Here is a 21,210-nt window from a genome sequence, read left to right as displayed (position 1 = left end):
ATGATAAAGGTTAAAAGGCTCAATGATAAGGAGTTTGTAGTCAATAGTGAATTGATACTTTACATAGAAGCCACTCCAGACACTGTTATTACACTAACAAATGGACAAAAGATTGTAGTTTCGGACTCTGTTGATAAAGTAATAGAGAAGGTAATAGAATATAAGGCTAAAATACATATATTTGAAAGAAGATATAATGGAAACGAGGTGTAAGGATTGGATATTGCAACAGTTTTAGGCTTGATTTCAGGAATTGGTTTTACAGTTTGGGGAATTTTACAGTCAGGGAGTTTATTAGACTATTGGGATTTTCCATCGGTTGTTATTGTATTAGGAGGCACAGCAGCTGCCACATTTATGGCATATCCATTAAAGGATATATCTAATATAGGAAAGGTTCTTCAAAAAACATTCACGTATAAGTCTACATCAGCAAACGATATAATTGAAGATATAATTAATCTTGCTAATGTTGCTAGAAAAGAAGGATTACTTTCTCTAGAAGAATATGCTTCTAAGCTTGATGATGATTTCTTGAAAAAAGGAATTATGCTGATAGTAGATGGAACTGATCCAGATCTTGTTAGAAACATTCTTGAAACTGAGCTTATGTTTTTAGAAGAAAGACATGGACAAGGACAAGGTACTTTGGAAGCCATGGGAGCATTTGCACCTGCATTTGGTATGTTAGGTACCTTAATAGGATTAATAAACATGCTTCAAAAAATGGATGACCCAAAAGCAATAGGGCCAAATATGTCTGTAGCTTTGGTAACTACTTTTTATGGATCTTTATTAGCTAATGTTATATTTTTACCATTGGCTAAAAAGCTAAATGTTAGGAGTAAATCAGAGGTATTAATAAAAGAGTTGATGATAGAAGGGTTATTATCTATTCAAGCAGGAGAAAACCCTAGAATAATTGAAGAGAAACTAAAGACTTTTATTCCACCAGAAATGAGAGTATCTATTAAAAAAGAATTTGGAAAGGAGGAAGCATAGTGGCTAGGCGTAGGAGACAAGAGGAGTCAGGTGGAGGTTCGCCAGAATGGTTAACCACTTATAGTGATTTAGTTACATTGTTACTGTGTTTCTTTATTCTTCTGTTTTCTTTTTCTAATGTAGATGCCGAAAAGTTTCGAAGTATAATGGCTAGCTTTCAAGGTGGTGCAGGAGTTTTAAATGGTGGTACTACAATTGATATTCCTATAGATACTATAGAAGATTATGCAGATATGGAAGCTGATCTTAAAAGTCTTATTGAGAATTTAGATGAGTATGCTGAAACTTTGGGATTGGGAGAAAGGCTTGAAATAAAGCCTGAGGAGAGAGGCGTTGTTATTAGGTTTATGGATAATGTATTGTTTGATTCTGGAAGTGCAACAATTAAACCGGAATCATTGGAGATTTTAAAATCTGTAGCAGAGCTTCTTAATAGAGAAGAATTTATAAATAAACAAATCAAAGTAGAAGGGCATACTGATTCTGACCAAATAGTAAAATCGTCGAAGTTTCCAACAAACTGGGAATTATCTTCTTCTAGGGCAACAAATGTATTAAGATATTTAGTTGAGGCTGAAAATATAGAAGGAAGTAGAATTTCTTCTTCGGGATATAGTTATTATAGACCAATTTTACCTAACGACACAGCTGAAAATAAAGCTAAAAATAGAAGAGTGGATATTGTTATATTAAAAGATTCTTATGAAGAATTAGAGCCATAGTAAAATAGAATGGGGTGATAATATGTCTAAAAATAATATTTTAATAATAGTTATTATTTTGTTGGTAGCATTGATCGCTGGTATAGCTGTAGGCATATTTTTCTTTTCCAATAATTCGGGGGGGAAAAAGGCGAAGGAACTAAAGACTTATTCCTTAACACTGGAAGATCTTTACTGTAATATTAAAGAAAGCAAGAGGATATTAAAAATAAGAATTACCTTGGAAACTAGCAACGAAAAAACCCTTGCTGAGTTAACGGAAAAACAGTTTCTTATTAGAGATGATGTCAATAAAATAATATCAACTTTAACAGAAGAAGAATTACGAGGAAAAGAAGGACAAGTTAGCTTACAAGATCAAATAAAAACTAATATGGTAGAGTTGTTTAAAGATGAAAGTATTATGAATATATATTTTAATGATTTTATAATTCAGTAGAGGAGGGGTTCTATTGTCTGAAGTAATGTCACAATCTGAAATTGATGCCCTTCTCAATGCACTTAGCTCTGGCGAGGTTGATGTTGAGGAAATTCAAGAAGTCGATAGTTCCAAGAAAATAAAGAAATATGACTTTAGAAATCCTCAAAAAATTTCTAAAGAACAATTGAGGACATTGGAAGTTATACATGAAAATTTTGCAAGACATATGCAGACTTTTTTAACAGGATATCTTAGAGCGCCAGCTAAGATAAATATATTAACAGTAGATCAATTTGCCTATAGCGAATTTAGCAACGCATTATCTAATCCTGCATTTTTAAATATTATAGATTTCAATCCGCTAAATGGACAAATATTAATTGATATTTCTCCGAATATTATTTATACAATAATCGATAGATTACTAGGTGGAGATGGAGTTGAAAAACAGGAAATAAGGGCCTTTACAGAAATTGAATTATCTCTTTTAAAAAGTATGATGGAGAAAATAGTAATTGATATTAAAGAGGCATGGAGTAATGTTGTTGAATTAAAGCCAGTACTAGAAAAAATTGAAACTAATCCTCAGTTTGCACAAATAGTTCCTCCTAATGAGACTATTGCATTAATAACTATGAATATAGAAATAGGAGCTATTGAAGGAATGATGAATGTTTGTATTCCATATATATTATTAGAGCCAATATTAGATAAACTAAATACGAAGTTTTGGTTTACAACATCAACAAAAGAACATTCTAATGAGGAGTTAAGAGCCATAAGGGAGCGAATGCTGCAAACTATAGTTCCTTTAGTAGCGGAGTTAGGGTCTACAAAGATTTCAGTAAGGGATATATTAAATTTACAAATTGGAGATGCAATTAAATTAGAAGATAGTAAAAATAATATGGTTCCAATTAGGATTGGAAGTAATATAAAATTTAAAGGTGAAATAGGTGTAAGCAATAAAAAAATGGCTATTAAGATAGTTGAAGTTCTAAAGGAAGGTGAAATTGTAAATGGCAAGTGATATGTTATCTCAAGAAGAAATAGACGCTCTATTAACAGGTGATTCAGATAACGAATTTACAGAAGAATTTTACGAGGATGATTATGAAGAATTATTGTCAGATGTTGAAATAGATGCTTTAGGAGAAATTGGGAATATAAGCATGGGGACAGCAGCGACTACCTTATCTACTTTATTAAATAGAAAAGTAAATATTACTACTCCTAGGGTGAACCTAACAACTGCCGACGAATTAGCTGATGATTATAAATTACCTCTTGTAGCAATAGATGTTAGTTACAAGGCGGGTTTAAAAGGTTCAAATATTTTAATACTTAATACAGATGATGCCAAGATAATTACTGATCTTATGATGGGTAAAGATAGTTTTGATACAGATAGAGAGCTAACAGAATTAGATTTAAGTGCTGTTAGTGAAGCTATGAATCAAATGATGGGTTCATCTTCCACATCTTTATCAGAAATGTTTATGAAGAAAATAGATATTGAACCTCCAAAATCTATTGAAATAACCTTTGCAGAAGGAAAAAATAAAATTGATTTATTAAATTCATCTTCACCAATTATTAAAATATCATTTAAGATGGTAATAGGAGATTTAATAGATAGCAATATTATGCAGTTAGTCCCATTAGAATTTGGAAAATCTATGGTTGAAAAACTAATAGGTGGTTCTCCTGATGTTTCTGAGGAGGAATCAGTTGAATCACATGACATTAGTAAAGAATACGAAAGTCCAGTACAAGAAATAATGAAAGAAGCCTACAATATACCGCAAACACCAGTAAAGGATATTGCTAGAACTGAGAATATGAATTATAATAATATTAGTAAAACAAATGAGGAAAAGATTACGGTTAAAAGACCCGAATTTCAAAGTTTTGATACATCTTTTGCTTCTCCACAAAGCAGCTCTATTGATTTAGTTGGAGATATTCCTGTTGAAATAACAGTAGAATTAGGAAGAACTCATAAAAAGATCAGTGAAATACTAGAGTTTGGACAAGGAACTGTTGTGGAGTTAGACAAGCTTGTAGGAGAGTCCTTAAATATCTATGCAAATGGTAGATATATTGCTAAGGGAGAAGTTGTAGTCATAGATGATAATTTTGGTGTCAGAGTAACAGAAATCGAAAGCTCAAATAGAAAGATTATTTAATATTTTTTATAGGGGGTTTTTTTATGGCAAATGGAATTTTATTAGTAGATGATGCATCTTTTATGAGAATGATGATAAAAGATATTTTATCTAAAAATGGATTTACTATATTAGGAGAGGCGGAGAATGGGCTAAAAGCTGTTGAAAAATATAAAGAGTTGACTCCTGATTTAGTTATTATGGATATAACTATGCCAGAAATGGATGGAATTCAGGCAGTAAAAGAGATAAAGAAAATAAACAGCAACGCCAAAATTGTAATGTGTTCTGCAATGGGACAACAGGCAATGGTAATAGAAGCGATACAAGCAGGAGCAAAAGATTTCATTGTTAAGCCATTTCAGGCTGATAGGGTTGTGGAAGCTGTAAAAAAGGTTTTGAGCTAAAGAATGTATAAAAAAATTAGTATATTAGTTTTGACAATTTTTCTAATTTTATGGGGATTACCAACTTATGCTATAGAAGCCAATGAAATTAGTCCAATAAAAATGGTTTTTCAATTAATATTTTATTTGATAATATTTATACTGGTTATACTCTTTACAATATATGGAACTAGAATTATAGCAAAGAATTACAAGGGATTTACATCTAGTAAATATATTGATTTATTAGATGTAATGAATCTTCCTGGTGGATGTAAGATTATCATAACTAGGATAAATCAAAAGATATATATTTTATCCGTAACAAATAATAATACCAGTGTTATTGATGTAATTGAAGCAGAAGAATTTCCTATTTGTGAAGAAAAATTCAATAAATGCTTAAATGATTATTTGAGCAAAAATGGAAATGAGCATAAGTTAAGTGAAAAAATAGAAAATTTAATTAATAAAATTAATATTAAAAAGGGATAAGGAAGGCAAGAAATATGAAAAAAAACATTAAGATAATTATTTCAGCTATTGTTTTAGTAATTGTATTTGCAAATATTGCCTTTGCAGAACCATCTGTATCCTTATTTGGGAAATCTGTTACCTTAGAGAACAATAATAGTCCACAAAATTATGTATTTTCTATTCAGTTACTTTTTGTTTTAACGATTCTTACATTAGCTCCGTCATTATTAATAATGATGACGGGTTTTACTAGAATACTTATTGTTTTATCATTTATTAGAAATGCCCTAGGGCTTCAACAGACCCCTCCTAATCATGTGATTATTGGGTTAGCACTATTTCTAACTTTCTTTGTTATGGCTCCTATTGCTACTGAAATAAATAAAGAGGCAATTCAGCCATATGTTGGAGAGGAAATAACCCAAGATATGGCCATTGATAGAGCAATGAAGCCAATTCGTAGTTTTATGTTTAAACAAACAAGGGATAAGGATTTAGGATTATTTTTGAGTATGAAAGGCACAGCAAATGTAAGTAATCTAAATGAAATACCAACACATGTTTTAATTCCTGCTTTTATAATAAGTGAATTAAAAACTGCATTTCAGATTGGATTCATTATATATATTCCTTTTTTAGTTATCGATATGGTAGTTTCTAGTACTTTAATGGCAATGGGTATGATGATGCTACCACCAGTAATAATATCTTTGCCTTTTAAGATATTGTTATTTATACTTGTTGACGGGTGGAATTTAATTGTAAAATCATTAGTAATTGGATTTAAGTAGAGGTGTTTATATGAATAATGTAGATATGTTAAAACTTGCACAGGATGCAATAAGGACTGTACTTTTTATGTCTGCTCCCATGTTGATAATTAGTTTGGTTGTAGGATTAATAGTTAGTGTTATTCAAGCAGTTACTCAAATACAGGAGGCAACTCTTGCATTTGTGCCAAAAATTGTTGCAGTATTTTTGGCATTGCTTTTATTTGGTCCTTGGATGATTAAGCTAATAACCCAATTTACATCAGGATTACTTACAAATATAAATAATTATATTTATTAAGGTGGCTATTATGGATTCGATTATAAATTTGATTTTTAGCCAATATCAATTATTTTTACTGGTTATGGTGAGAACATCTGGGATTTTTATTTTTTCTCCTTTCTTTAGTTCTCAAAACATACCAAATATAATGAAGATTGGATTGTCTTTTTCAATATCTATATTGATTGCATCAGTTTTACCAACGTCTATTGATTTAAATAATGAGATATTAGTATTACTTATAATAAAAGAATTAACTGTGGGGATTATTATTGGATTTATATCTTATGCCTTTTTTTCAACCTTTTATGTAATGGGGCAAATCGTTGATATGAAAATTGGATTTGGAATGGCCAATGTAATAGATCCTCAGAACAGAACCCAAGTTCCTTTGATGGGAAATTTCTATTATATATTATCATTTCTTTTATTATTAAGTATTAATGGACATCATTATATTATATCAGCTTTAGTTGATAGTTATAAGTTTTTACCGATTGGTGCTTTTAAATATACAGGAGATACGATGAATATTATTGTAAATACTTTATCTAAATCTTTTGAGATTGGATTTAAATTAAGTGCGCCAATAGTAGCCATAATATTTCTTACTGATGTAGTTTTAGGGATTATTTCCAAGACTATTCCCCAAATGAATGTTTTTGTTGTTGGTATGCCATTGAAGGTATTGATTGGGCTATTAATTATTTTAATTAGTATGCCAGTATTTTTTACTATAATAAACAGTATTTTTGATTTAATGATTAATGATATTTATAAATTTATTAAGACTTAATATAAGGTTGATAATATGATATTAGAAATAAATTTACAATTATTCTCCGAAAAAACTGAAAAACCTACCCCGAAGAAAAGAAGGGATGCTAGGGAAGAAGGACAAATACTTCAGAGTAAAGAGGTAAATACAGTTGTAATCCTTTTTTCTTGTTTTCTAGGACTAAAGATTTTCGGCGGAATAATGAATAGTCAATTAAAGAGATTTATGATTGAAATGTTTAGTCAAATCAATGACCTTGAAGCATTTTTCAATAATAATAATTTAATGATTAATTTTTTAAATATATCGATGGTTTTTGTAATAGTAAGTTCACCTATTCTAATAGTTGCATTTTTGTCTTCTTTACTTATCAACTATTTTCAAGTAGGTTTTTTATTTACTACTAAAACTTTAAAGATAAAATTAGATAGGTTAAACCCTGTAGAAGGTTTCAAAAAGATATTTTCAAAAAGAGCTTTAAAGGAACTTGTAAAGTCTATATTAAAGGTTACTTTAGTTGGCTATATTACATTTAAATATGCAAATAAACAAATGCCTAGAGTCGTTAAATACTCTAGTATGGAAACTCTTGAGTCATTTATAGATTTTTCTAATTTAATTTATAGTTTTATTATAAGGATATTAGGTGTACTTTTAATACTATCAATTCTAGATTATTTCTTTCAATGGAGAGAACATGAGAAAAATCTTATGATGAGTAAACAAGAGATAAAAGAAGAGTATAAACAAACAGAAGGAGATCCTTTTGTTAAAGGTAAAATAAAAGAAAAACAAAGAAAAATTGCAATGAGTAGAATGATGCAGGATATTCCTAAAGCAGATGTAATAATAACCAATCCTACTCATTATGCAGTGGCTATAAAATATGATAAAGATAAGTTTGATGCACCTTATATCTTAGGTAAAGGAGTAGATGTAATAGCTCAAAATATAAAAAAGATAGCTAAGGAAAACATGATACCAATTGTGGAAAATAGGCCCTTGGCTCGTGCTATATATGATTCTATTGAAATAGGTGAAGTAATAACTGAGGACCTTTATGAGGCTGTTGCCGAAGTCTTAGCATATGTTTATAGTTTAAAAGATGAATTCTAGGAGGATAGGAAATGAAATTAGGAGATATATTAGTAGCTTTAGCTATAATTGGAATAATACTTATCATTATAATACCCATAAATACGGGTTTCCTAGATTTTCTGTTAAGTTTAAATATTTCTCTATCTTTATTGATTTTGTTGTTATCTATGTATTCTGAAGATGCATTAAAGATAACTATTTTCCCATCTTTACTACTGTTAACAACATTATTTAGACTTGCCCTTAATATTTCAACTACGAGAGGTATTCTTCTAGAAGCAGATGCTGGTGCAGTTATTGAAGCTTTTGGAAACTTTGTAATTGGAGGAAACTATGTTGTCGGTTTTATAATATTTTTCATAATTGTAATCATAAACTTTTTAGTAATTACTAAAGGTGCTGAGCGTGTTTCAGAAGTAGCAGCTAGATTTACTTTGGACGCAATGCCTGGTAAACAAATGGCGATAGATGCTGATTTGAATTCTGGGCTAATTACTGAAGAAGAAGCAAAGCAAAGAAGAAAAGATGTACAAAGATATGCTGATTTTTATGGTGCAATGGATGGTGCTAGTAAATTCGTAAAAGGTGATGCAATTGCTGGGATTATTATTACTATAATAAACATTGGTGCAGGTTTCCTTATTGGAATTATAGGAAAAGGTATGCCACTTAGTCAAGCTCTTCAAAAATATACATTGCTTACAGTTGGAGATGGATTAGTAGGCCAGATTCCAGCATTGCTTATTTCAACAGCTACTGGTTTAGTAGTTACGAGATCAGCATCAGAATCAAATTTGGGACAAGACTTGATTAAGCAACTATTTTCTAATAATCCAATTATTTTATACATAATTGGTGGGGTTATGATTATGCTTGGAATATTCACACCCTTACCTAAATTTGCAAATATTTTATTAGGGGCTATATTTATTGCTGCTGGGTTAAAAACGAAAAAAGTTATTAAAGATGAAATAGTTGAACCAGTAATGGAGATGTCAGAAGCAGAGGAACTAAGGAAACCAGAAAATGTATTAGGGCTATTAAAAGTTGACGATATTGAACTTGAATTTGGATATGGATTGATACCATTAGCAGATGTTGATCAAGGGGGAGATCTATTAGATAGGATTGTAATGATTAGACGTCAGATTGCAATGGAACTAGGATTAGTTGTTCCCATAGTTAGATTGAGAGATAATATTCAATTAAATCCAAATGAATATATAATTAAAGTAAAAGGTGTTAAAGTTTCAAAGGGTGAAGTTTATTTTGATCATTATTTAGCAATGGATTCAGGTATAGGGGAAGGTAATATAGAAGGTATAGATACTGTAGAACCTGCATTTGGGTTACCAGCTAAATGGATTACAGAAAAAGAAAGAGAAAAAGCAGAAGTATTTGGATATACTGTAGTTGACCCTCCTTCTGTAATAGCTACTCATTTAACAGAAGTAATAAAGGAAAAAGCTTATGAACTTATTGGAAGACAGGATGTTAAGACTTTAATTGAAAATGTCAGGGAGGAATATCCTGCTGTTGTTGAAGAAGTAGTACCTAAGGTATTGTCCCTTGGTGAAGTTCAAAAGGTTTTATCTAACTTACTTAGAGAACAAATAAGTATAAGGGATATGGTTTCAATACTAGAAACTTTAGCAGATTATGGAAATATTACTAGTGATACAGATTTACTTACAGAGTATGTTAGACAAAAAATGTCTGGATATATAACTAATAAATATGTTGAGAACAATAATTTAAGTGTAGTAACATTGGACAATCAAGTGGAAGAACTTATTATGAGTTCAATTAATAAAACTGAAACAGGTTCATATTTATCAATAGAACCTAATAATGCGCAAACAATTTTAAACAATACATTTAAAACAATTCAAAAGCTTACCTCTATTGGTGAACAGCCTATAGTGCTTACAGCACCAATTGTTAGATTGTATTTTAAAAAGCTAACGGAACAAATGACTAGAGATATAATTGTGATATCTTATAATGAACTTGAATCCTCAGTAGAGGTTCAATCAGTTGGGATGGTAGGTATATAATGAAGATTAAAAAATATATTGGACAAACAGCTCATGAAGCCATGTTAAAACTAAAGATGGAATTAGGTTCTGATGCCATTGTATTAAATACAAAGAGTATTAGGCATAAAGGATTATTTGGATATTTCAAGAAACCTTTAGTTGAAATTACGGCGGCCTTTGAAGATAAGGACTTATTGGATAAAAATCCTATCAAGCCTTATGAAAATAAATTAAATGAGATTAATCAAGAATTAGTTGAATTAAAAGAGCTTATGATGAGCTTCCCAGTAAATAGAACTGAAGAACAAATTTTTTCGCCCATTTTAAAAAGATTTTATAGTATACTTATAAGTAACGGTATAAATTCTGAGGTCGCTATAGATTTATTAAGAAAGATTGAAAATCAAATTAACATAGATGGGAAAGATTATGATACAATTAAAAATATAATAAAATATAGTTTAGCTGAAGGACTAGGAAGCCCTGAACCCATCGGCTTATCTAGTGGTCAAAAAATTGTTTTTTTTGTTGGACCTACTGGTGTAGGAAAAACTACAACTCTGGCTAAAATAGCTGCAAATTTTATTCTCAAAGATAAATATGATGTTGGACTAATTACTTCCGATACATATAGAGTTGCAGCAGTGGAACAATTAAAAATCTATAGTGATATTTTGCAATTACCTTTAGAAATAGCATATAATGGAAGTGAAATGATAAAGGCAATTAATAAATTCAATGAAAAAGATATTATTTTGGTTGATACGGCAGGAAGGAATCATAATGATTTATCACAATTGGAAGAGTTAAAAGAAATACTTAATACAGCTAAATCAAAAGAGGTTTTTTTGTTAATTAATGGGACTGTAGATTATAAAGCCTTAAAATCCTTAGTAGATAAATATAGTTTCTTAGAAGATTATAGATTAATCGTCACTAAGATTGATGAAGCTGATACCTATGGAAATATCTTAAATATTAGATATGTTACTAATAAGCAACTTTCATATTTTACTACAGGACAAAATGTACCAGATGACATTGAAGTTGTCAATGTTGAAAGTATTGCTGAGAAGCTTGTTGAGGAGAATAGAAATGATTGATCAAGCAGAAAAACTACGAAAAATTATGCAATCAAGAGATTTAAACAATGAAACTAAAATATTATCCCAAGATAAGGCTAAGGTTATTGCAATATCTAGTGGAAAGGGTGGAGTTGGAAAGACAAATTTTGCTGTTAATTTTTCTATATCTCTTAGAAGATTAGGATATGAAGTTGTTGTAATGGATGCTGATATAGGATTAAGTAATATTGAGATATTAGCAGGTATTGATGTTACTAATACTATATCAGATATAATCTATTCCGATAAGGATATATTTGAAATAATGAATAATGGTCCAGAGGGGATAAAGATTATTTCTGGAGGCTCTGGTTTAAAGGAATTAAATTTATTAAAAGATGATAATTTTTCAAAATTAATTAAAGAAATTGAGAAATTACAAACCTCTACTGATTATATAATAATAGATACAGGGGCTGGAATTTCAAACTCTGTAACTGATTTTATTATGACATCTGATGAAGTAATCGTTATTTGTACACCAGATCCAACATCTCTTATGGATTCTTATACTTTAATAAAGTCTATAACTTATACTGGATTTAGTGGAAAAGTTAGTATTGTTTCTAATTTAGTTAAGGATAGAAAAGAAGGTAAAGGAATTTTTGACAAATTATACAATGCTTCTAATAAATTTTTAAAGATTCAAATCGGATATTTAGGATATATAGAAAAAAGTGATTTAGTTAATTATGCCGTTAGAAATCAAACGCCTTTTATAGTTTCTCACCCTAATAATTCTATCTCAAAAAGAATAAATGCCATGGCTATAGATTGTTTAGGTGAAAAAAATTCGGAAGCAGAAAGTGACAAGAAAAGCTTTGCTAAAAAGATATTAGATGTGTTTTTAAAAAGAGGTGATTAAATGGGCTCTGATTTTAAGTTTTTAAATATTGGTACAAAAATAGAAATAACAAGATTAAAAGATAATGAAGAAGTTTATCCGTCTCAGGTTTTAGATATAATTGAAACTGGAGAACTAATAATTAGTGGACCAATTAAGCAAAATAATTTGGTTTTTATACATAATGATGAAGAAATAGAGATTTGCTATAATGTTGAAAATATGGGAAGACACTATTTTCTTGCCAAAGTTTTATCTAGAAACAATTCTCCAATATATGCATTAAGATTATTAAGAATATCAGAAACAAGAAATATTCAACAGAGAAATTATTATAGACTCTTAGAAACATTAAGTGTAGATAAGGAGCACTCAATAGTTAAAGGAGACAATATTGAGGTAATTGTAGAATCCTGTGAGACTATTAATATTTCTGGTGGTGGGATGAAGCTTTATTGCAATTATGAACATGAGGTAGATGATGAAGTAGTTTGTTCATTGAAAATAGGAGACTCAGTCATAAAGTCTAAGGCATTAGTTGTAAGGTCGGAAGAAATAGAAAGTCTTAATTATAAATTTAGTATTGGGGTTTCATTTATAGAAATAAATGAAGAGGACAGGGATTTAATTATAAAATATATTTTTGAAAGACAAAGAATCTTAAGATTAAAAGGATTGATTTAGATGATAAAAGTTTTGATAGTAGATGATTCTGCTCTAATTAGGAAGATACTAACTGATATTCTTAGTTCAGACTCTGAGATATCAGTTATAGGTACTGCAAAAAATGGACAAGAAGCATTAGAAAAGATAGAAATTTTAAAACCAGATATAGTAACTTTAGATATAGAAATGCCTCTAATGGATGGATTAACAACATTAAAACATATAGTGATAAAACACAGTAATTTACCTGTCATCATGATTAGTTCTTTAACTTCTGAAGGTGCTGAACTTACATTAAAGGCATTAGATGAAGGCGCTGTTGATTTCTTACCCAAACCTACAAATGTTTTTAGTTTAAGTCAAGAAGATATTAAAAGAGAGATTATAGAAAAAGTCAAAGCTGGGTCAAGGTCAAAACTTTATAATAGAAAGCCTATTAAAAAAATAAGTCCAATAAAGATATTTAAAGATAGGTCCGATATTATACATGAAAATTTTAATAATATTGTAGCTATTGGAACTTCTACAGGTGGACCAAGGGCATTACAAACTTTAATACCAGAATTACCTGCAAATATTAATGCTTCAATTGTAATAGTACAACATATGCCACCTAAATTTACTAAATCTTTAGCTGATAGATTAAATTCTATTTCAAATATAAGAATTAAAGAAGCTGAAGAAGGAGATATATTGTCAAGGGGATGGGGATATATTGCTCCAGGAGATTATCATATGACTATAATGAAAGAAGAAAAAGGTCTTGTAATAAGATTAAATAAAGAGCCTCAAGTTATGGGTTTGAGACCAACTGTTGATAAGATGATGGAATCAGTAGCGAGAATCAATGGATATTCTAAAACAGGAGTTATTTTAACCGGTATGGGCTCTGATGGAACAAAGGGCATAATTGAGATGAGACAAGCTGGTAGTTATACTATAGCTCAAGATGAAACAACTTCAGTCGTATTTGGTATGCCTAAATCGGCTATTGCTACAAATTGTATAGATGTAATATTACCTATAGATAAGATTGCAGATAAAATAATAAATAAAGTGGGGGTGTAGTTATGGATTTAGATATTAGTCAATATATAAACATATTTGTTGAAGAAGCAAAGGAACATCTGCAAAGTATGAATGATGTTTTATTAGAATTAGAAAAAAATCCTTCTCACTTAGGAAATATAAATGAAATTTTTAGAGTGGCTCATACAATTAAAGGTATGTCAGGTACTATGGGATTTCATAATATGGCTAATTTAACTCATGAGATGGAAAATGTTTTACAGGCTGCAAGAAATAATGATATCGAATTATCTGAAGAAATAATTGATATTTTATTTGAGTGTTTTGATACTTTAGACTCTTCAGTAAATCATATTATTGATTATGGAACAGAGGATGATGATACAAATCAACCATTAATAGATAAGTTAACAAATTTATTGAATAAAGAAAAAAATACAAAACAAAATGGCAATGAGATAAATGAATTGAATATTGATAAATTTGTCTTAGAAGTAGTGGATAAGGCTGAAAAAGAAGGCCTAAATATCTATAATATAGATTTTGTATTAAATGAATCCTGCATGTTAAAAGCTGCTAGGGCATTTATCATATTTAATACTCTAGAAAGTTTCGGCGAGATAATTTATTCCAATCCTTCTGTAGAAGATATTGAAGATGAAAAATTTGATTTAGGATTTTCTGTTATGTTGGTAAGTAGTTATGAAAAGGCAAATATTTTAAATGAATTAAATCAAATTTCAGAAGTAGAGCAAATCAATTTATCGAATTTTGAAAATGTTAATTCTAATAGTCAAGACAATCAAGTTAGTCAAAGTAGTCAAGATAGTCAACCTAAATCTAGCGAATCGCAAAAACCTAACAATTCTAAAGTTTCAAAAGCTGAGCATAAGGAGAAGAATGAAAAAACAACCCAAAGTCATGCGGGAAAAATAGGTAAAACAGTTAGGGTAGATATAGATAGGTTAGACAACTTAATGAATTTAGTCAGTGAATTGATAATAATTAAAACCAGAATGGACGATTTAAGTGAAAGAACAACTGGTGAAAATATGATAGAAGCAATTGAGTATTTAGAGAGAATAACTACTAATTTGCATGATGCTGTAATGAAGGTTAGAATGGTTCCAATTGAAAGAGTTTTTAACAGGTTCCCAAGATTAGTGAGAGATTTATCAAAGGAGCTAGGAAAAGAAATAGATTTAGAAATGAGTGGTGAAGATACTGAAGTAGATAGAACCGTCATTGATGAAATAGGAGATCCTTTAATTCATATGATTAGGAATTCTATCGACCATGGAATTGAACTTCCTGCAGATAGAATCAAAGCTGGAAAACCTGAAACTGGAACTGTTATACTTAAATCCTATCCAGATGGTAACAATGTTGTAGTTGAAGTAGAAGATGATGGAAAGGGAATGGACCATAATTTAATCAAAAAGAAGGCAATTGAAAAAGGAGTAATAGATGAAAAAGAAGCGGAGAGTTTGTCAGTAGAAGATTGTATTAACTTATTATTTAGGCCTGGCTTTAGTACGGCTGAGACTATATCTGATGTTTCAGGTAGAGGTGTTGGACTTGATGTTGTTAAAAGTAAAATTGAATCAATAAATGGAAATATAGAAATACAAAGTGTAAAAGGCAAAGGAAGTAAGTTTATAATCAGAATTCCTTTAACATTAGCTATAATTCAAGCATTACTTATAAAACTAAGTGAAGAAATATATGCAATTCCTTTAAGTTCTATTACTGAAATAATTAATATTTCAAGCAGCCAAATAACAGATGTACAAGGTCAAGAAGTTGTATTATATAGAAATATGACGTTGCCTATTATAAGATTAAAGGATATGTTAGGCATTAAAGATGATAGAGAAAATGATGAATTAATTGTAGTTGTAGTTAAAAAGGGAGATAAACAGGCTGGCTTAATAGTTGATGATTTAATTGGACAACAGGAAATAGTTATAAAAAGTTTAGGAAAATATTTATCTGGAGTAAAATATTTATCTGGTGCTACAATTCTTGGTAACGGTAATATTTCATTAATTTTAGATGTTAATTCGATAATATAAGGGGGGAGTCAGAATGTCTGAGGTAATTGATAATAAATATGTTGTATTTAAATTATGTAAAGAATATTATGGAATACCTATTAATAAAGTAATATCTATAGAAAAAATGCAAGAGTCAACTAGAATACCTAATGCTCCAAACTATGTAAAAGGCGTCATTAATCTAAGAGGTGAAGTAATTTCTATAATTGATTTAAGGTTGAAACTTAATATGGAACCTAAAGAAATAGATAATAATTCACGTATTATAATCGTTTCAAATGAAGATATTGTATCAGGACTTATAGTAGATTCATCATCTGAGGTTATAGAAATACACAATGACGATATTGATGCTCCACCTACTTCTTATGAAAATGAATATTTATATTATATTCAAGGGATTGGTAAAATCAAAGAGAGATTGATAATATTACTTGATTTATCAAAAGTTTTTGAGCACTAGGGGGCAATTAGATGACAATAAATGTTGATAATTTAAATAATTTTATGATAGATGTACTTAAAGAATTGGGAAATATAGGGGCTGGAAATGCAGCTACTGCTTTGGCAGGTATGATATCTAAAAAAATTGATATGAGGGTTCCAAATGTTCGTATAATGGAATTTAAAGATGTTGCTGAAATATTAGGTGGAGAAGAGAATTTAGTAGTAGGGATTTATTTTGAGTTAATGGAAGATGTTGTTGGAAATATGATGTTTGCTTTAGATATTGATTCTGCAATAAACTTGACTAATTTATTATATAACAGGAAAAAAGAGAACAAGGAACTTGACGATATGGATATATCAGCATTATCTGAAATAGGCAATATTATTGCATCTTCATATGCAAATTCCTTATCTGCCCTTACTGGGTTAAAGATATTTATATCTATTCCATCTATTTCCATCGATATGGCAGGTGCTATTCTTAGTGTACCAGCAATTCAATATGGCCATGTTTCAGATCATGCATTGATGATAGAGACGATTTTTGAAGAAGAAGAAAACCTTGTTTCTGGAAACTTATTCTTCCTTCCAGATCTATCTTCCTTCGATAAAATATTAATAGCGTTAGGGGTAAAATGAAATGGATGTTAAAATTATTAAAATTGGAATGGCTGACCTAAGTGTAACGAAAGCACCTCATTTATTGACTACGTTGGGATTGGGCTCTTGTGTTGGAATTACATTGTACGATAAAATTAACAAAGTTGCTGGATTAGCTCATATTATGTTACCTTCAAGCAAAGAAATAAAAAATAATGATAATAAGGCTAAGTTTGCAGATACTGGAATTGATGAGTTAGTAGACTTAATGATAAAGTCTGGTGCGAATAAAAACAATCTAATAGCTAAGATTGCTGGCGGTTCACAAATGTTTAACTTTAATTCAAACAATAATATTCTAAAAATTGGTGAAAGAAATGTAATTGCCACTAAGGATAAATTGAAAGAGTTAAAAATAAAAATTGTTTCAGAAGATACTGGTGGCAATTTTGGTAGAACTATAATACTGAATTCTGTTGATGGATTACTGCAAGTAAGAACTATTGGCCATGGAGAAAAAACGATATAATTTCCATGGGAGGGAATAAAATGGATGTTGAGAACTTATGGATAAAATATACTAATACTAAAGATAAAGAAATTAAAAAAACATTAATAGAAAATTATATAAACTTAGTCAAGATTGTTGCTGGAAGAATGTATAATTTTTACGGAAGTAAAATAGAGTATGATGATTTATTAGGATATGGGGTTCTTGGATTAATAGATAGTATTGATAAATTTGATATAACAAAGAATATTAAATTTGAAACTTATGCCCAAATAAGAATAAAGGGAGCCATAATAGATAATATTAGAAAGTTAGATTGGATTCCTAGATCTTTGAGAAAAAAATCTAAAGATATTCAAAACTCAATATCCTTTCTTGAAAATAAATTAGGAAGAAGTCCAACAAATGATGAAATAGCAAAACAACTGGATATTTCATTAAATGAATTGGAGTTGATATTGTCGGATATATCAACCTTCAATGTTTCGTCCTTAGAAGAACTCTTATTAACAAATGGTGACTACTTTTTAGAAAATCAAAAAGATTTGAATGTTCCAGAAGAAATCTATGAAATATCAGAAATGAAAAATATCTTAGCTAATTCAATTGATTTATTAAATAAAAATGAAAGATTAGTAATCTCTTTGTATTATTATGAAGAATTAACTTATAAGGAAATTGGAAATATTATGGGGTTATCTGAATCTAGAATTTCCCAAATACATAGTAAGGCTATTTTGAACATTAAAAATTGTTTAGAGAAAGAAGGAATAGTTAAGGGATCTTAGGAGGTGCAATATGTATAATATAGGTAATGACATAATACTAGAAGTCAGCAAAGATGGACTATATGGATATATTACTCTATTGGAAGATGAGGGTGAAAATAAGTCTGAATTAAATATAGAAAATATATTAAGTGAGATAAAAGAATATATTAAATATGGGTTAAATGAAAAATTGTTAATAAATATCTTAAATAATAGAGCCATAGGTGAAAAATTTTGTATTGCTGAAGGAGAACTGTCAGTGCCTGGTAAGGATGGGAGTATTAAATATCATTTCGAAATGGAAAAACCATTACTACCTAAATTAAACGATGATGGCACTGTGGATTATAGAGAATTAGATTCTATTAACACTACTAATGAAGATGATATTTTAGCTGAGTTAATACTTCCAACTGAAGGAGAAGAAGGAATAAAGGTCAATGGAGATATAATACCATATGTTAAAGGTAGAACACCTAAATTTAAATATGGAAAGAATGTGAAGATTTCTTCAGATGAAATGTTTTTACAGTCAGAAATTAATGGATTAATTGAGTTTAAAAATGGTAAGATTAGTGTTTCAGAATTATTAGTTGTAGAAAATATTGATAATAGTACTGGAAATATTAAATTTGAAGGAAATGTAATTGTAAATAAGGATATTTTAAATGGATTTACTTTAACAACTGGAGGCGCTGTGGAAGTAAAAGGTGCATTAGAAGGTGGATTAATTCAATCAGATGGAGATATTTTAATTCGACAAGGAATCCAGGGGTATAATAGATTAACTATTAATACTAAGGGGAACTTATCTACTAAATTTATTGAAAATTCCGTCGTAGACGTAGGGGCTAACATAACTGCAGAGGCTATTATGCATAGTGAAGTTGCTTCTAGGGCAAATATACTTGTTCTCGGTAAAAAGGGACTTATAGTTGGAGGAGTTTGTAGAGCTAAGTATGAAATTAGAGCTAGAATAATTGGCTCTACAATGGCAACAACTACAGTATTGGAGGTAGGCCTTGATACCCATAATAAACAGAAATATGATGAAATAGATGAAAAATTTAAGACTTCTAAAGAGAATCTTGAAAAAATAAATCAATCTCTTAAAGTGTTGGAAGTGCTGAAAAGGTCAAATAAGCTTGATGCTAGAAAAGAAGAACTATATGATGAACTTAGTAAAGCACAACTATCATTAAGTCTAGAAGTTAGTAAAATGGGAAGAGAATTAGATGAATTAAAAAGCCAAATGAATATTTTATCTAGGGGTCAAATAAAAGTTGCAGATACTATTTATCCAGGAGTTAAAATCATTATTGGGAATAGTATTATGTATATAAGAGACGAAATGAAGAGATGTACATTTTATAGAGAAGATGGGGATATAAAAGTTGGTCCATATTAAGAGGTGATTGTATGTCTATTAAGCCTATTGATTACAATGTTATGCTTCCGAAAACCCAAGAGATGTCAAGTGCGAAATATATAGAAAATATTAAAAATAGAAATATTGTAGAAAGTGGATTCATTCAGCAAGAGAAAATCGTAAATAAAAATAAAAAGAGAGTTCTAGACACAGAAAAAAGTAATAAGTCTAGAATTTGTGATAATAATAGTTCAAAAAAACATGGCAATTCACAGGATAAAAAACGTAAAAAATCAGAAAAACCTTCTAATGAAGAAATAAAACCCAAAGATATAGGAAAGAATGTTGATATACGAATATAATAGAGGTGTGCGATGATACCTATCATTTTAAGTGTAGTTGGAACAATTCTAATTATCTGTTCGATTTATACAATAAGAAAAGATTTAATTAATAACAAAATTGTAGTTAATGATTTAAACTTAATAGAAAAGAGAGTAAAAGAATACTATAACCTCACTAAAAAAAGAGCTGAGGAAGTTGACGAGATAATTAATTCTAAATTAGAAATAATAAATATTGAAAATAAAAAAAAGAATGAGAAGCAATTATATAATATAGATGAATCTATAAATAATGACAATTTAAATAGCTCTAATATAAATTTACTTCATAATAAGATTTTAGAATTAGCGAATCTCGGACTAACACAGGAAGAAATTGCTAGAAAGTTGAATAAAGGTATTAGAGAAATAGAGATTATATTGAAGATGCATGGAATAAAAAATAGGTAAATTTGTATAAAAATGATTGCTTTAAAATTAATCGTATGTTATACTACTATAGTGATTACACACATTTCTAGACATTAAAGGCGGTGCCTACGGGTTCCTTTAATGTATGAAGGAAATGGAGGAAAAAAACTTGGAGGTGGCAATATGTCAGTAATTACAATGAAAGGCTTATTGGAAGCCGGAGTTCATTTTGGACATCAAACTAGAAGATGGAATCCAAAAATGGCACAATATATTTTTACCGAAAGAAACGGTATCTACATTATTGACTTACAAAAAACAGTTAAGAAGGTAGAAGAAGCTTATGATTTCATAAAGGATGCTATTGCGGATGGTGGCGAGATTTTGTTTGTAGGTACAAAGAAACAAGCTCAAGAAGCTATTGAAAGCGAAGCTAAAAGATGTAATATGCATTTTGTAAATCAAAGATGGCTTGGTGGTATGTTAACTAACTATAAGACTATTAGAAATAGAGTTGATAGACTTCATGAACTAGCTAAGATGGAAGAAGATGGTATCTTTGATTTATTACCTAAGAAAGAAGTTATCAAATTAAGACATGAAGCAGAAAGACTAGAAAAGTTCCTAGGCGGAATTAAAAATATGAATAGAATACCAGATGTTCTATTTGTTGTAGACCCAAGAAAAGAAAGAATAGCAGTAAAAGAAGCTCAAATACTTGGAATTCCTGTTGTTGCTATAGTGGATACTAACTGTGACCCTGATGAGGTTGATTATATTATTCCTGGTAATGATGATGCAATAAGAGCAGTTAAATTATTAACTGAAACTATGGCTAATGCAGTTTTAGAAGGAAAACAAGGAGAGCAAATAGAAGATACAGAAGAGTAA

26 protein-coding genes are annotated in these 21,210 nt (G+C 29.6%); all 26 read left to right on the top strand.

Going from position 1 to position 21,210, the window contains the following annotated elements; translation table 11 throughout:
• Positions 1–213 carry a flagellar FlbD family protein gene (locus ABWP20_RS08190; protein ID WP_353095304.1) on the top strand — a complete coding sequence of 71 codons (213 nt, stop codon included), beginning with the start codon at positions 1–3 and terminating at the stop codon, positions 211–213.
• A 3-nt stretch (positions 214–216) separates the two neighbouring features.
• Positions 217–1,002, top strand: coding sequence for a motility protein A (locus ABWP20_RS08185; RefSeq protein WP_353095303.1), 786 nt, complete (start codon positions 217–219; stop codon positions 1,000–1,002).
• Entirely contained in the window at positions 1,002–1,724 is a 723-nt protein-coding gene (locus ABWP20_RS08180) for a flagellar motor protein MotB (RefSeq protein WP_353095302.1), read from the top strand. Before ABWP20_RS08185 ends, ABWP20_RS08180 begins: the two co-directional genes overlap by 1 nt.
• Before the next feature lie 22 nt (positions 1,725–1,746).
• Entirely contained in the window at positions 1,747–2,163 is a 417-nt protein-coding gene (locus ABWP20_RS08175) for a flagellar basal body-associated FliL family protein (protein WP_353095301.1), read from the top strand.
• Positions 2,164–2,176: 13 nt separating this feature from the next.
• Positions 2,177–3,175 (top strand): flagellar motor switch protein FliM, encoded by a 999-nt coding sequence (gene fliM, locus ABWP20_RS08170; protein WP_353095300.1) that lies wholly within the window; start codon positions 2,177–2,179, stop codon positions 3,173–3,175.
• On the top strand, positions 3,165–4,334 hold the full coding sequence (gene fliY / locus ABWP20_RS08165; protein WP_353095299.1) for a flagellar motor switch phosphatase FliY: 1,170 nt from the start codon (positions 3,165–3,167) through the stop codon (positions 4,332–4,334). The genes fliM and fliY overlap by 11 nt, the downstream gene beginning before the upstream one ends.
• 23 nt (positions 4,335–4,357) lie before the next feature.
• A complete protein-coding gene (locus ABWP20_RS08160) occupies positions 4,358–4,720 on the top strand; it encodes a response regulator (protein WP_353095298.1) in 363 nt (120 codons plus the stop codon).
• 3 nt (positions 4,721–4,723) lie between these two features.
• Positions 4,724–5,194 carry a hypothetical protein gene (locus tag ABWP20_RS08155; RefSeq protein WP_353095297.1) on the top strand — a complete coding sequence of 157 codons (471 nt, stop codon included), beginning with the start codon at positions 4,724–4,726 and terminating at the stop codon, positions 5,192–5,194.
• Between the two features lie 14 nt (positions 5,195–5,208).
• On the top strand, positions 5,209–5,967 hold the full coding sequence (fliP, locus tag ABWP20_RS08150) for a flagellar type III secretion system pore protein FliP (protein ID WP_353095296.1): 759 nt from the start codon (positions 5,209–5,211) through the stop codon (positions 5,965–5,967).
• A gap of 10 nt (positions 5,968–5,977) precedes the next feature.
• Positions 5,978–6,247, top strand: coding sequence for a flagellar biosynthesis protein FliQ (gene fliQ / locus ABWP20_RS08145; RefSeq protein WP_353095295.1), 270 nt, complete (start codon positions 5,978–5,980; stop codon positions 6,245–6,247).
• 10 nt (positions 6,248–6,257) lie between these two features.
• On the top strand, positions 6,258–7,025 hold the full coding sequence (fliR, locus tag ABWP20_RS08140; protein WP_353095294.1) for a flagellar biosynthetic protein FliR: 768 nt from the start codon (positions 6,258–6,260) through the stop codon (positions 7,023–7,025).
• 15 nt (positions 7,026–7,040) lie between these two features.
• Positions 7,041–8,123 (top strand): flagellar biosynthesis protein FlhB, encoded by a 1,083-nt coding sequence (gene flhB, locus ABWP20_RS08135; protein WP_353095293.1) that lies wholly within the window; start codon positions 7,041–7,043, stop codon positions 8,121–8,123.
• An 11-nt stretch (positions 8,124–8,134) separates the two neighbouring features.
• Positions 8,135–10,162 carry a flagellar biosynthesis protein FlhA gene (flhA, locus tag ABWP20_RS08130; protein ID WP_353095292.1) on the top strand — a complete coding sequence of 676 codons (2,028 nt, stop codon included), beginning with the start codon at positions 8,135–8,137 and terminating at the stop codon, positions 10,160–10,162.
• Entirely contained in the window at positions 10,162–11,247 is a 1,086-nt protein-coding gene (locus ABWP20_RS08125; RefSeq protein WP_353095291.1) for a flagellar biosynthesis protein FlhF, read from the top strand. Before flhA ends, ABWP20_RS08125 begins: the two co-directional genes overlap by 1 nt.
• Entirely contained in the window at positions 11,240–12,133 is an 894-nt protein-coding gene (locus tag ABWP20_RS08120) for a MinD/ParA family protein (protein ID WP_353095290.1), read from the top strand. Before ABWP20_RS08125 ends, ABWP20_RS08120 begins: the two co-directional genes overlap by 8 nt.
• Positions 12,134–12,796 (top strand): flagellar brake protein, encoded by a 663-nt coding sequence (locus ABWP20_RS08115; protein WP_353095289.1) that lies wholly within the window; start codon positions 12,134–12,136, stop codon positions 12,794–12,796.
• Entirely contained in the window at positions 12,797–13,846 is a 1,050-nt protein-coding gene (locus ABWP20_RS08110; RefSeq protein ID WP_353095288.1) for a protein-glutamate methylesterase/protein-glutamine glutaminase, read from the top strand. It begins immediately after the preceding gene.
• A 2-nt stretch (positions 13,847–13,848) separates the two neighbouring features.
• Positions 13,849–15,882 (top strand): chemotaxis protein CheW, encoded by a 2,034-nt coding sequence (locus tag ABWP20_RS08105; protein ID WP_353095287.1) that lies wholly within the window; start codon positions 13,849–13,851, stop codon positions 15,880–15,882.
• Between the two features lie 13 nt (positions 15,883–15,895).
• On the top strand, positions 15,896–16,327 hold the full coding sequence (locus tag ABWP20_RS08100) for a chemotaxis protein CheW (protein ID WP_353095286.1): 432 nt from the start codon (positions 15,896–15,898) through the stop codon (positions 16,325–16,327).
• Between the two features lie 11 nt (positions 16,328–16,338).
• Positions 16,339–16,953, top strand: a complete 615-nt coding sequence (locus ABWP20_RS08095) for a chemotaxis protein CheC (protein WP_353095285.1) — start codon at positions 16,339–16,341, stop codon at positions 16,951–16,953.
• Position 16,954: 1 nt separating this feature from the next.
• Complete coding sequence (locus tag ABWP20_RS08090) at positions 16,955–17,443, top strand: chemotaxis protein CheD (RefSeq protein ID WP_353095284.1); 489 nt, start codon at positions 16,955–16,957, stop codon at positions 17,441–17,443.
• 20 nt (positions 17,444–17,463) lie between these two features.
• Entirely contained in the window at positions 17,464–18,213 is a 750-nt protein-coding gene (locus ABWP20_RS08085; protein WP_353095283.1) for a FliA/WhiG family RNA polymerase sigma factor, read from the top strand.
• Between the two features lie 10 nt (positions 18,214–18,223).
• Positions 18,224–19,603, top strand: a complete 1,380-nt coding sequence (locus ABWP20_RS08080) for a flagellar assembly protein A (protein ID WP_353095282.1) — start codon at positions 18,224–18,226, stop codon at positions 19,601–19,603.
• Between the two features lie 11 nt (positions 19,604–19,614).
• Positions 19,615–19,926 carry a hypothetical protein gene (locus ABWP20_RS08075; protein ID WP_353095281.1) on the top strand — a complete coding sequence of 104 codons (312 nt, stop codon included), beginning with the start codon at positions 19,615–19,617 and terminating at the stop codon, positions 19,924–19,926.
• A gap of 12 nt (positions 19,927–19,938) precedes the next feature.
• A complete protein-coding gene (locus ABWP20_RS08070; RefSeq protein ID WP_353095280.1) occupies positions 19,939–20,358 on the top strand; it encodes a DUF6115 domain-containing protein in 420 nt (139 codons plus the stop codon).
• 144 nt (positions 20,359–20,502) lie between these two features.
• A complete protein-coding gene (gene rpsB, locus ABWP20_RS08065; RefSeq protein WP_353095279.1) occupies positions 20,503–21,210 on the top strand; it encodes a 30S ribosomal protein S2 in 708 nt (235 codons plus the stop codon).

The organism is Tissierella praeacuta, from assembly GCF_040396155.1.
Taxonomy (GTDB): domain Bacteria; phylum Bacillota; class Clostridia; order Tissierellales; family Tissierellaceae; genus Tissierella; species Tissierella praeacuta_A.
This window is presented reverse-complemented; position numbering and strand designations above follow the sequence as displayed.

Excerpts from the sequence above, each read along its gene's own strand:
- ABWP20_RS08190 (WP_353095304.1), top strand. The coding sequence starts at position 1 with ATGATAAAGGTTAAAAGGCTCAATGATAAGGAGTTTGTAGTCAATAGT.
- ABWP20_RS08175 (WP_353095301.1), top strand. The coding sequence starts at position 1,747 with ATGTCTAAAAATAATATTTTAATAATAGTTATTATTTTGTTGGTAGCA.
- fliY (WP_353095299.1), top strand. The coding sequence starts at position 3,165 with ATGGCAAGTGATATGTTATCTCAAGAAGAAATAGACGCTCTATTAACA.
- ABWP20_RS08160 (WP_353095298.1), top strand. The coding sequence starts at position 4,358 with ATGGCAAATGGAATTTTATTAGTAGATGATGCATCTTTTATGAGAATG.
- ABWP20_RS08155 (WP_353095297.1), top strand. The coding sequence starts at position 4,724 with ATGTATAAAAAAATTAGTATATTAGTTTTGACAATTTTTCTAATTTTA.
- fliP (WP_353095296.1), top strand. The coding sequence starts at position 5,209 with ATGAAAAAAAACATTAAGATAATTATTTCAGCTATTGTTTTAGTAATT.
- fliQ (WP_353095295.1), top strand. The coding sequence starts at position 5,978 with ATGAATAATGTAGATATGTTAAAACTTGCACAGGATGCAATAAGGACT.
- fliR (WP_353095294.1), top strand. The coding sequence starts at position 6,258 with ATGGATTCGATTATAAATTTGATTTTTAGCCAATATCAATTATTTTTA.
- flhB (WP_353095293.1), top strand. The coding sequence starts at position 7,041 with ATGATATTAGAAATAAATTTACAATTATTCTCCGAAAAAACTGAAAAA.
- flhA (WP_353095292.1), top strand. The coding sequence starts at position 8,135 with ATGAAATTAGGAGATATATTAGTAGCTTTAGCTATAATTGGAATAATA.
- ABWP20_RS08125 (WP_353095291.1), top strand. The coding sequence starts at position 10,162 with ATGAAGATTAAAAAATATATTGGACAAACAGCTCATGAAGCCATGTTA.
- ABWP20_RS08120 (WP_353095290.1), top strand. The coding sequence starts at position 11,240 with ATGATTGATCAAGCAGAAAAACTACGAAAAATTATGCAATCAAGAGAT.
- ABWP20_RS08115 (WP_353095289.1), top strand. The coding sequence starts at position 12,134 with ATGGGCTCTGATTTTAAGTTTTTAAATATTGGTACAAAAATAGAAATA.
- ABWP20_RS08110 (WP_353095288.1), top strand. The coding sequence starts at position 12,797 with ATGATAAAAGTTTTGATAGTAGATGATTCTGCTCTAATTAGGAAGATA.
- ABWP20_RS08105 (WP_353095287.1), top strand. The coding sequence starts at position 13,849 with ATGGATTTAGATATTAGTCAATATATAAACATATTTGTTGAAGAAGCA.
- ABWP20_RS08100 (WP_353095286.1), top strand. The coding sequence starts at position 15,896 with ATGTCTGAGGTAATTGATAATAAATATGTTGTATTTAAATTATGTAAA.
- ABWP20_RS08095 (WP_353095285.1), top strand. The coding sequence starts at position 16,339 with ATGACAATAAATGTTGATAATTTAAATAATTTTATGATAGATGTACTT.
- ABWP20_RS08090 (WP_353095284.1), top strand. The coding sequence starts at position 16,955 with ATGGATGTTAAAATTATTAAAATTGGAATGGCTGACCTAAGTGTAACG.
- ABWP20_RS08085 (WP_353095283.1), top strand. The coding sequence starts at position 17,464 with ATGGATGTTGAGAACTTATGGATAAAATATACTAATACTAAAGATAAA.
- ABWP20_RS08080 (WP_353095282.1), top strand. The coding sequence starts at position 18,224 with ATGTATAATATAGGTAATGACATAATACTAGAAGTCAGCAAAGATGGA.
- ABWP20_RS08075 (WP_353095281.1), top strand. The coding sequence starts at position 19,615 with ATGTCTATTAAGCCTATTGATTACAATGTTATGCTTCCGAAAACCCAA.
- ABWP20_RS08070 (WP_353095280.1), top strand. The coding sequence starts at position 19,939 with ATGATACCTATCATTTTAAGTGTAGTTGGAACAATTCTAATTATCTGT.
- rpsB (WP_353095279.1), top strand. The coding sequence starts at position 20,503 with ATGTCAGTAATTACAATGAAAGGCTTATTGGAAGCCGGAGTTCATTTT.